Annotated in this window: 1 protein-coding gene; it reads left to right on the top strand. The window is 43.0% G+C overall.

Features of this window, described 5'->3' with window-relative positions; genetic code table 11:
* Nucleotides 1–102: 102 nt before the first annotated feature.
* Nucleotides 103–1205: hypothetical protein (locus ACYVTD_RS13320; protein ID WP_461248223.1), on the top strand; the 1103-nt coding region annotated here is incomplete at its 3' end.

Here is a 1205-nt window from a genome sequence, read left to right as displayed (position 1 = left end):
CCCCCGCCCAAACAACCGCCGTTGGCGGACTCCCACTGTTAGTGGAGGGCGAGGTAATTAATAAAAGCGTTCATGCCGCTTAATGCATGAAAGGAGATTTTTATGTCAGTTGAATATGGAGACGGAGCTGCCGGGAATAATTGGCAATCGAGCGACGGGTCTTGGCATTCCACTAGGGGTGCTGCAGAAGCACATGAACAAGGTGCGGCAGGAGGCGGAGGCAAAGGCGGCGGTGGCGGAATAATGGGAGGAATGTCCGGGATATTTGTCGCTCTTTTCATTTTGGGTCCGATAATAATCGCCAAACTGGTAGGGTTGATATGGGGCTTGCTCTTAAAGTTAGGCTTTGTCGGCAAGATTATAACAACTGCGTTAATGATTATAGCAGGTCCTTTTATACTTTTGATGGCGTTTGGGTTTTCTGGACACCTATTCAACAACGCGAACGCAGAAATTCAAAAGTATTTATTTATAATTGCTCCGGTGATATTAGCCCCCACATGGTACTTCCTCTGGCACTATGACGTGGTAAAAGAAATGGGTGCTTTAGTGTTCAGCGATATAGTTAAAAAGTTTGCAATGTTCATTTGGTTTGGTGCTATTGCAAGTATGATCATCGGAATCTTTAAGAATCAGATAGCGGAGGCAGTTTTTGCTCTCGGCACAACCGCCGCCGGATTTGTCTATTACATCATAGCGACAAGACCCTACGCACACGTAGTAGCGGAACGGAACAAAGGAGTTGCAAGGAAAGTACTGAAATCAACAGTAATGCTCATTGCGGTTGGCTTTACAGTAGCCTTATGTGTTGCTGATGTGATTTTAATAAAAGTAGAATATAACAAAAACATTGCAGTATCAGCGGAGATAATGAAACCGATAACCGATGCCGCAAAGAAAGCCGCAACGCAAAATGTGTTTGTAACTGTTGTAAGTGATTATTCAGCAGATAAAGGAACGCCTATCTATTCTAATACTACAGAGAGTTGGGACGCTGTAGTAAAATGGGCAAAAAAAGGAAGTAAGTTAAGAGTAACGGGCGAAGTTATCAAGAATAATGAGGATTATTTTGTGCCTGTTGAATATGAGGGTGTCAGAGGATTTATTAAAGGACTTTTTTACCACGATCCTTATATTGAACTAGCCACTGGCGGACAAACTGTTCAATCAACAATACCCGAAATATCAATACCAGAAGAAACAAC

The sequence above is a fragment of the Treponema sp. R6D11 genome (assembly GCF_054786075.1).
This window is presented reverse-complemented; position numbering and strand designations above follow the sequence as displayed.